Consider the following 9,390-nt stretch of genomic DNA (forward strand, 5'->3'; position numbering starts at 1 on the left):
AAGCTCTGCTGACCGGTCTGGGCCAGCGCGGCCTGCTGCAGTTGCTGCGATTCGCAAGTTGAGTCCGCCGGGACGCTAGCGAAGATAAAATAGTTTTGCGGATGGCAACGGGCACGGCGAACGTGGGTGTCTAATTCCTTGACGGGAGCTTTGACTCTAATCCGCGTCTCGCGTCAGGAGCGCGTCTCAGCAGACAGATGGGTGTTTTGAACATCGGTTCGGTCAATCCACCCCCCCTAGCTTTCAATGAAGTCCTCCACATGAAAGCTGAGCGGCCAATCGCCGTTGTGAGATACCACCTCTAGCTCAAGCAGCGCTTACCGCTAGCACTGTCAACTTTATGTTCGTCGCCATAAATCCAATACTGTAATGCCGGATATCCCTTGAATACTCAAAATATTTACGCCAAGCCATAGCAGCTTCTGAATCTGGGTACTCAATCAGAGCCCCTCGCAACAATAACTCGACATCATCCTCACCGATGCCCAGCATCGATGGACCAGGAAATACTTGCGAATGAAACCAACAGACCGAGTTGAACCGCAACTCACGCACACACATGCCGACGTCACAGTCATACGCTATTGCAACTATCAGATCGGTGCCTTCGGTACGAAGCTCTACCGAGGTCTCCCCATATGGAGGAAGCCACTCGTATGGATTCATAACTTCGACACCTCGCCCGACCCAAAAGCTCATTCTCTCTTCTCCCGTCAATAGCGATTCCAAGATTCCCACTCTTCGATTGCTGGCGATCCCTTGCGCAAACTCATCCTCACTATCGGACTTCCATTACATCATGGAGCTGCCTGCTATACCTGCGCGCATCCGTTCTGCTCACGGGTCCTCATTCAGAATGAGATTTTTTTCGCGCTCGAAAATGGGATACACAGCGAGATCTCGATCGCAGAAATCAGCAAAGAACCTTGACACTTGCCAAGCTTCAGGCGCGATTATTATTACGCCATGCTCATTTACTATTGGACGCCAGTTCGATGGCACTATCGTGCTTACGATCTCAAAGCATTCAGCTTGATGTCCACCCATGCTCGGCCACCCTCCTTCTCGATCAGAAGTCACTACCCCATAACTGCGCTTTCCATCCTTTCCGATCTCGATACTCATCACATGATAGACACGTCCGAGAGTAAGCCATGGAGAGAACTCTACCTCTCGGCCAAAGACATCGAGCAAGCGGATACATTTAACCTTCATTGTTTCTTGCGCTCCGCCGATTCAACGCTGACGACATCGTCGTGAGCAATATTCCCTCGCGGAAAATATCATTACTTTTAGTTCGAACGAAACTAGCGAGAGTCCTCAGGCAAGTCCTGACTGAATCGGACCCCAGAATCCTCGGAACGGGGCTTCGGGTGCTACAACACGCCACGTCTCACCAGATTCTTTACAGCGATACCAATGCTCTTCCAGGCCAGATATCAGATCGTCGCTTGATGCGGTGACCTGTTCAATTTCAACCAACCCCGCATCGACTTGAGCCATCAACCATGAACAGAAACGTCGATACTCATCCGGTGATTCGAATCCGTGGACAATTTCCCAATTGCATGCGTTCATGGTGTTTTGAGCCATGATGGATCTACTCTGAAGTTCGGAGGAAATACAACTTGATTTCCGCCACCAATCAAGCCGCCCTGGGGAGCAGCAGTGCCAGAGAAATACGTTGTTCCGACCGAGATTTCAATCTTCACTATAGCAAGACCAATGGCGCGGGAAAGTTGGTCAGATCAACTCAAGCGCTAAGGCCAACTTCCGCCTGACCTCCCGGGAAAGTCCTTGTCGGGAATATTCTTCAACATTCAAGATTTCCATCTTCACGCTATTTTCATCGAAATCATCACATCTAATTATTTCTATTCTCGCAATTTCCGAATCACTTACCACAAACCAATATATATCTTCAGCCTGCTCCGGAATCCAACGAATGAGGAAAATTTTCTTTAACCTCGGAAAAAGACGACGTACCGCACTGCCCAGTGGACTTTGATCAATACCCGAGCACAGGTCTGTTGAAATTTTCATAAGCTGCTCGCGCAACAACATCTCGGCTTTATTGCTTCTGTTGATCATTTCAATTTCCCCGGAAAGGCGGTCAAAAGGTTCCCATACTTGTCAGTGATCACCGTCATCGTAGATGTCGGCTGATAGTTGTTGAACTTGTCCGTTCCGATAACTCTACCCGCATCCACCTCCCTAACATAGCTCACCTCGGCACCACTGGAAATTGTACGCGTTATCGGAGCAGACACTGTGTTTGGTCTCGCCAGAAGATCACGGAGATCGCTCTCACTGATTTTGAATTGACTGGCGTTAACCGAAGGATCGAGATGCCGGTCCACGATGTGGTCGATTCCCTCGTTTGTCACGTTGATTCTAGATTGAGCCCGACCTGGCACACCACTATCTGAGGCAGCATCCGGACTCTTCGGATCGCTCGCCCCATCGCCGCTTGACAGAATTGCATTCCCTGGCGCTCCAGCCGAAGCCACCGGTGGGGTCAACACACATTGCCCATTAGGGCTGCACGCCATCACTGGCGGGGTTACCACCGCGCCGCCGGTGGCTGGGGGGTTCCCTTGATTCGTCGAATCTACGAGCGGGTTCGCTTCCGTCGGGGGCGTCTGAACGGGCAACATGCCCAGAAACTCACGGCGCCAACGGTCTATGTCGCCGGGAACGTCTCCATAGGTTGTTTTCAGCCAATCACCAAGTGTCTGCGTAACGGATTTGGTGCTGGTTGCGTTGTTCAGCGCCTCATTCTGTGCTGCGCCAGCCGCACCAACTCCGTCTCGACCAATAATGCCTGCCAGCCCACCGCCCGCCAACATCGCGATCGCGGCCGTCATCGCGTTGTATGCCGGATTGTTATAGCTAGTCGTTGTCGTTATCGTGCCGTCCGCATTGAACGTAGTCGTCACGCTCTCGCCGCCGCCGTACAACCCATCGCGCACCACCGGCGCCACGATGGCCGAGGTCGCTCCGCCAATCGCCCCGCTCGCGCAATCCCCACCCATCGCACTTTGCGCCGCGCAACCCAGCGCCGCGTGACTTGCCACGTTCTCCAGAGTCAGCGCATCGGTGGCCCCACCGATCCCCTTTGCCCCGAGCGCTGCCGCCTGGGCCACCAGATTGTTGAGCAGTGCCTGACCGAAGCTGCCTCCATTGAAGGCGGTGCTGACCCCCGCATTGATCAGCCCCGTGCCGATCATGCCGACTGCTTGCTGGTAGATGGTCCCGGTCGCGCCATCTTTTGCAGCTTGCAGTACGCCGCCGGCGCTGTTGCTGCCGGCGAGGTTTGCGAGGGTGTTGGTGTTTTTCAGCGACTGGCCCCATTCGCTGACACCAAAGCTGCTGCCATCGAACGTAATGCCGTTGGTCAGGCCCGCGGTCACAGCCCCGATCAAGCCGGCTTGCGCGATCTTGCCGAAGTTAAGGCCCTGCCCCGAGACGATCTGGCTTGCCATGCTGCCAGCCATGCTCGACAGCGCGGCGACCATCATGGCCTGGCCGAGCGTCATGCTCGACAGCGCCACCCCCATCGCCGCCGCAGCAGCACCAGCCGTCACGATGGACGCCGCAACGGCTGCCACCATTGCCACGATCTGCCCGATTACCCCGAGCCCCTTCTTCTCCTTGATGAACTGCGTATGTATGTCGTCGGCAACCGTGCCTTCGACGTAGTTCAAACCAAGGCTTTCCTTGAGCTGCGCCACCAGCGCCGCGCTGGCGTCCGCGTCCACCGAACCATCCGCGCGCGTAATGCGGAACGCATCGTTGATCGCCCGGATGCTTTCGGCTTCGATGTCCATGTGCATCGCCGACAGGAACCCGCCGGGCTGCACCACCGTGCCTGTGACGACGTTCCACCCACCCTGCGCCTTGTACGCATTGGTGCCAATCGACACCACGTTCGGGCTGAGATCGATGCTCCCGGCTTTTACCGTCAGTGTGTCATTCGCGACGACCTGGCCGGTGTTGCGGAGTTGACCGTCGACAGCGATCTTGATGTTGTCGCCGCTGATCGTGCCGCCCGTGGGCAGCGACAGGGCCTGTGCGTAGCCCTCCGGCAGATAGACCTGCGGCACCAGCGCGTTGACGCTCGGGCAGACGCTGCTGGCTGCGGTGCATCGGGGGTCGGGCACCGCCTGCTCGACGTACCACAGCATGGGCGCGTCGAGCGCCTTGACCTGGTCGTCGGTCAGCGCCTGACCGAGAGCGATGTGGTTGGCCTTGGCGTAGTCAGCCGCGTTGTTGTACAGCGCCAGCTTCTGCTGGTCGTTGACCGACAGGTTGTTTTGGCTGTCCCACGCCAGTCCGTTGATAAAGCTCTGCTGACCGGTCTGGGCCAGCGCTGCCTGCTGCAGTTGCTGCGATTCGGTGTAGTGGTCGTAGTAGAACGAAACACTGTCCGGGCGCAGTTCAGGGGGCAGTTGCGCGAGCAGGCTGTCGGGGGCACCCGCGAGCACCGCACCAAGTAGATTGCCGAGGGACTGTTCCGACATCAGAAGGTCCGTCCGCACAATTCCACCTCACAGAAACGACGAACCCGGCCGTAGCCGGGTCTTGTCCATCAATTTCTCAACGCTTTTTCATTGCAGCCAGAATGGCATGCCCTCGAGCGCGTCGTATTCCGCCAACGGTTTGTTCTTGTCGCGAGCAAAGCCCGGTAGATCTGAAATTACGACCCTAACAGGCTGGTAAATATTGAAGGCCTTCTGGAAGGATTCCGCCGAGCTTCGTGCGCTTGCGAAGTGCTCAAAATATTTTCTAAACACGTCCGCCAACGTCGGTTGGTTCGGGGCCAGCCACGTTTTCTCTTCATTTCCCACCATTCTGGGTTCCCATTCGACTGCGGAACTGGGGAGGTCGGCAAATATCTGTCGCGCTTGCTCCATCAGAGCCGACGCTGCATCCAGATCCTCCAAGCGAAGGTAGCGGCGGTACAGGCGGTCCGTCAGCAAACTCCACTTCTGCTTGGGATGTTCCCGCTCTGCGTAGATATTGAGGCAATCGAAGAACAGCACCACATCCGATACAGGACCAAGCTCGTATATGGTGTGGCCACCATGGAATCCTATGTTTCTCATCTCGTTTTGAACTGTATTTCCGTCGGACTGATAACGCCGTTCGATTTCAGGACAATGCCTTGAACGATCAAGTTCTTTTGCGCCTCCGTCACTGCCTGGCCCCGTACATCGATAACCACCTGCTGTTCCATGCCAGCCGGAAGATTGCTGGCCCGCTGGATCGCCTGCTGCGCAACGTTGTTGATCAATCCGCTCGAATTCGTGGCGATATTGTAGTTCTTTACCTCGAAGCTAGCTGCCCCATCCGCGGCCACAAAGTCAGGCCGCACGCTGCCCGCTGTGCCATACGGCACCTCTCTACCATCCTTATAGCTGACCTGCGGGTTGTAGCCTGCCCCCAAGTCGCCACCAATGTCCGTTTCAGATTGCCGAGGTGTGGGCCGACTTCCGATGCTTCCTATAGCACCGATCGCAGCGTCCACTGCACCGGACGCATCAACTGGCGACAACTGCCCGAACATCTGGGCCCAGATTGACGAACCCGTCGATCCTTGCGCCGCCTGCTGGCTGATCTCCTGAGCCTTCTCATTGCTGGTGCTATTCCACCGGCTCAGTGCGCTCGCCTGCGCCGATACGTTCTGCGCCTGTAGGTTGCTCAACAGGCTCACACATGCCGCAACACCCTGGCAAGCCGCAACGTTCGCGCTGGTGTTTATCGACGGCGCACGGGCGTCGTTAGCGAGGGCGGTGCAGTTGTCCAGCTTGCAGTTCTGAGCTGCCTGTTGCTGTGTCGTGTTGATGCTCGCGTAGTATGAAGTCCACTTCGCAACGCACGCTGTGTCTCCGGAAGCGCAGGATTTGATTGAGTCAATCAACCCCATTTCCTGCTTCGCACTCAGATAGTTGTTAAGCGCTTCGTTCTGCGCGGCCGCGGCCGCCGCCGCGCTGTTCTGCCCAAGCGCTTGAGCCACACCAGCCCCGGCCAACATGGCGATGGCAGTCACTATGGCTTGATTGACCGGATTGGCACGATCTGCGTTGGTCTGCACTCCCACCGCGTCGCCCACGAGCGGCGCTACCACGGCCGAGGTCGCTCCGCCAATCGCCCCGCTCGCGCAATCCCCACCCATCGCACTTTGCGCCGCGCAACCCAGCGCCGCGTGACTTGCCACGTTCTCCAGAGTCAGCGCATCGGTGGCCCCACCGATCCCCTTCGCCCCGAGCGCTGCCGCCTGAGCCACCAGATTGTTGAGCAGTGCCTGACCAAAGCTGCCTCCATTGAAGGCGGTGCTGACCCCCGCGTTGATCAGCCCCGTGCCGATCATGCCGACCGCTTGCTGGTAGATGGTGCCGGTCGCGCCATCTTTTGCAGCTTGCAGTACGCCTCCCGCGCTGCTGCTACCGGCGAGGTTTGCGAGCGTGTTGGTGTCTTTCAGCGACTGACCCCATTCGCTGACACCAAAGCTGCTGCCATCGAACGTAATGCCGTTGGTCAGGCCCGCCGTCACAGCCCCGATCAAGCCGGCTTGCGCGATCTTGCCGAAGTTAAGGCCCTGCCCCGAGACGATCTGGCTTGCCATGCTGCCAGCCATGCTTGACAGCGCGGCGACCATCATGGCCTGACCGAGCGTCATGCTCGACAGTGCCACGCCCATCGCGGCCGCTGCCGCACCAGCCGTCACGATGGACGCCGCAACGGCTGCCACCATTGCAACGATCTGCCCGATTACCCCGAGCCCCTTCTTCTCCTTGATGAACTGCGTATGAATGTCGTCGGCAACCGTGCCTTCGACATAGTTCAGTCCGAGGCTTTCCTTCAGTTGCGCCACCAGCGCCGCGCTGGCGTCCGCGTCCACCGAACCATCCGCACGCGTAATGCGGAACGCGTCGTTGATCGCCCGGATGCTGTCGGCTTCGATGTCCATGTGCATCGCCGACAGGAACCCGCCCGGCTGCACCACCGTGCCCGTGACGACGTTCCAGCCACCCTGCGCCTTGTACGCATTGGTGCCGATCGACACCACATTCGGGCTTAGATCGATGCTCCCGGCCTTTACCGTCAGCGTGTCATTTGCGACGACCTGGCCGGTGTTGCGTAGCTGGCCGTCTACAGCGATCTTGATGTTGTCGCCGCTAATCGTGCCGCCCGTGGGCAGCGACAGGGCCTGTGCGTAGCCCTCCGGCAGATAGACCTGCGGCACCAGCGCGTTGACGCTCGGGCAGACGCTGCTGGCTGCGGTGCATCGGGGGTCGGGCACCGCCTGCTCGACGTACCACAGCATGGGCGCGTCGAGCGCCTTGACCTGGTCGTCGGTCAGCGCCTGACCGAGAGCGATGTGGTTGGCCTTGGCGTAGTCAGCCGCGTTGTTGTACAGCGCCAGCTTCTGCTGGTCGTTGACCGACAGGTTGTTTTGGCTGTCCCACGCCAGTCCGTTGATAAAGCTCTGCTGACCAGTCTGCGCCAGCGCAGCCTGCTGCAGTTGCTGCGATTCGGTGTACGGGTCGTAGTAGAACGACACATTGCCCGGGCGCAGTTCAGGGGGGAGTTGCGCGAGCAGGCTGTCGGGCGTGACACCCGCCAGCACCGCAGTCGCCGCGTTCGGGTTGACGTACTGTGCCCCGCCTCCCGGGGTGGTGATTGGCGTACCGCTCGGCTTGGCGTTGAAGTGCCAATCGACCGACGGCGCCGTGCCAGTGGTGGGCGCACTGGGCGTGGCCACAATGACTGGCGTGAACTGCCACGGTTGTGTCGGATCCGCGGCCGGTGTGGTGGCCGGCAGCGAACCTGCCGGGACCGGTGCCGGGCCGAGGGAGATCACCTGCCGTGGCGTCGCCGCCGGCGGCGTCGGCTGATCGGGGCTTGTAATGCCATTGACCAGCGATGCACCCGTCAGGTCCACGCCCGCACCGAGCAGGTTGCCGGTGTTGACGATCTGCCCACCCGCGTTCACCGTCAGCGCATTGCCGGCCTGAATGCCCGACGCGATATTGCCGATCGTCGCGCGGCCACCGGTGTCGTGCCAGCGGTCGCCGCCGCTGCGATTCTCCTGCCAGCGGCCGACCCAGTCCGCATTCAATGCGATGGCGGTGTTGTCCACCCCGCCACTCGCCTGCACATTGACGTTGCGTCCACCGGTAATCAGCGCGCCGTTGTTGCTTACCGATCCGGTCTGGATGGTGACATCGCGCGCGGCCGAGATTACCGCGGCGGGACCTGCCGCCGCATCTTCCGTGGCCGAGCACTGGCTGTTGCCATACGTACCGCCGGGGTTGCAGCCCCCCGCGTACGACGGATTCTGGCCACCGTAGCTCTTATGCAGCTTGACCGGGTCGATCGACTTGTTGACCAGCGATGCGGCCGTGATCGACACATCGCCGGAGACCGACTGGATCACCCCCGCCTGATTGGTCACCGTACCGGCGGTGGTGATACCAACAGTTCCCTGCGCCGCAAGCGTTGCGCTCAGGTTCTGCACGTTGCCGGCTTCGATGGTCAGCGTGTTGCCGGCCGCGATGGTGCTGGGCGTCTGCTTCCACGCCACCGACTGCACGGTCGGCGCGCTGTCGTCCGGGCAATCGCCGCCCGGCACGCAACCCTGTACGGTCGTGACATTGACCTCGTGCACGCCCTTGTTGGTAAAGGTACCGGGCGTGGTGATCTTGATATTGCCCGCCGCGGCGATATCGCCCGCGTTGGTCAGGTCGCCGGTACCGTTGAGCGCAAGGCTGCCGCCGGCGGTGATCTGTCCGGCCTTGCCGAGCTGATGTGTCACCGTGGTCTGCGTGGGCGCCACGACCGCGGCGCCATTGGTATTGACACCCACATTCAAGGCTGCCGCGGTCATCGGCGGCGCGCCGCAACTATCGCCCTCGCACGAGGGCGGGATGGTGCCGTACATCAGTTGGCTGTAAAGCGTCTTGACGCCGGTATGCGGATCGACCTCGCCCAGCGCCTTGAGCCGTGCGAGGAAGGCGTCGAGCTCCGACTGATTGACGGTGTCGGTGACGATATTGGCCAGCGTCGCCGAACGGCTGTTATCGAGCGTGCCGACATTGAGCGTAACGTTGCGCGCGGCGGAGACGATACCGCCCTGGTTCGACAGCGTCGCGGCCGTGATGTCAAGGTTGCCACCAGTGACGATCTGCCCGGCCACGCCGTCGACCTGCTGAACCACGGTGCGGTCCACCGTCGGCAATGTGATCGGTTGACCGCTCTCATTGCGCGGAGCGGTGCTGGTGGCGTCGATCAGATGCCATGCGGGCACATACGTGATGCCCTGCTCGCCGCCCGGCGAATACGGGTAATAGCCAACTTCGGGTGCGATCGCCGTGCCGTCGGGAG

General features: G+C 59.6%; 6 protein-coding genes. All 6 read right to left on the reverse strand.

All coding sequences use genetic code 11. The annotated features are described in order from the left end of the window. Positions 1-306 precede the first annotated feature (306 nt). Complete coding sequence (locus LDO41_RS32035; protein ID WP_223995548.1) at positions 307-699, reverse strand: hypothetical protein; 393 nt, start codon at positions 697-699, stop codon at positions 307-309. A 621-nt stretch (positions 700-1,320) separates the two neighbouring features. Beyond that, positions 1,321-1,593 (reverse strand): hypothetical protein, encoded by a 273-nt coding sequence (locus tag LDO41_RS32040; RefSeq protein ID WP_223995550.1) that lies wholly within the window; start codon positions 1,591-1,593, stop codon positions 1,321-1,323. Positions 1,594-1,743: 150 nt separating this feature from the next. Then, positions 1,744-2,091, reverse strand: a complete 348-nt coding sequence (locus tag LDO41_RS32045) for a hypothetical protein (RefSeq protein WP_223995563.1) — start codon at positions 2,089-2,091, stop codon at positions 1,744-1,746. Continuing rightward, on the reverse strand, positions 2,088-4,523 hold the full coding sequence (locus LDO41_RS32050; RefSeq protein ID WP_223995564.1) for a DUF637 domain-containing protein: 2,436 nt from the start codon (positions 4,521-4,523) through the stop codon (positions 2,088-2,090). The genes LDO41_RS32045 and LDO41_RS32050 overlap by 4 nt, the downstream gene beginning before the upstream one ends. 87 nt (positions 4,524-4,610) lie before the next feature. Continuing rightward, on the reverse strand, positions 4,611-5,108 hold the full coding sequence (locus LDO41_RS32055) for an exonuclease SbcCD subunit D C-terminal domain-containing protein (protein ID WP_223995565.1): 498 nt from the start codon (positions 5,106-5,108) through the stop codon (positions 4,611-4,613). Then, the coding region (locus LDO41_RS32060; protein WP_223995566.1) for a DUF637 domain-containing protein at positions 5,105-9,390 on the reverse strand (4,286 nt) is incomplete at its 5' end. The genes LDO41_RS32055 and LDO41_RS32060, both read right to left, overlap by 4 nt.

Source organism: Cupriavidus pampae (genome assembly GCF_914271485.1).
GTDB lineage: Bacteria > Pseudomonadota > Gammaproteobacteria > Burkholderiales > Burkholderiaceae > Cupriavidus > Cupriavidus pampae.

Bases quoted from the DNA above. Each gene is read 5' to 3' on its own strand.
- LDO41_RS32055 (WP_223995565.1), bottom strand. From the start codon at position 5,108: ATGAGAAACATAGGATTCCATGGTGGCCACACCATATACGAGCTTGGT.
- LDO41_RS32040 (WP_223995550.1), bottom strand. From the start codon at position 1,593: ATGGCTCAAAACACCATGAACGCATGCAATTGGGAAATTGTCCACGGA.
- LDO41_RS32050 (WP_223995564.1), bottom strand. From the start codon at position 4,523: ATGTCGGAACAGTCCCTCGGCAATCTACTTGGTGCGGTGCTCGCGGGT.
- LDO41_RS32035 (WP_223995548.1), bottom strand. From the start codon at position 699: ATGAGCTTTTGGGTCGGGCGAGGTGTCGAAGTTATGAATCCATACGAG.
- LDO41_RS32045 (WP_223995563.1), bottom strand. From the start codon at position 2,091: ATGATCAACAGAAGCAATAAAGCCGAGATGTTGTTGCGCGAGCAGCTT.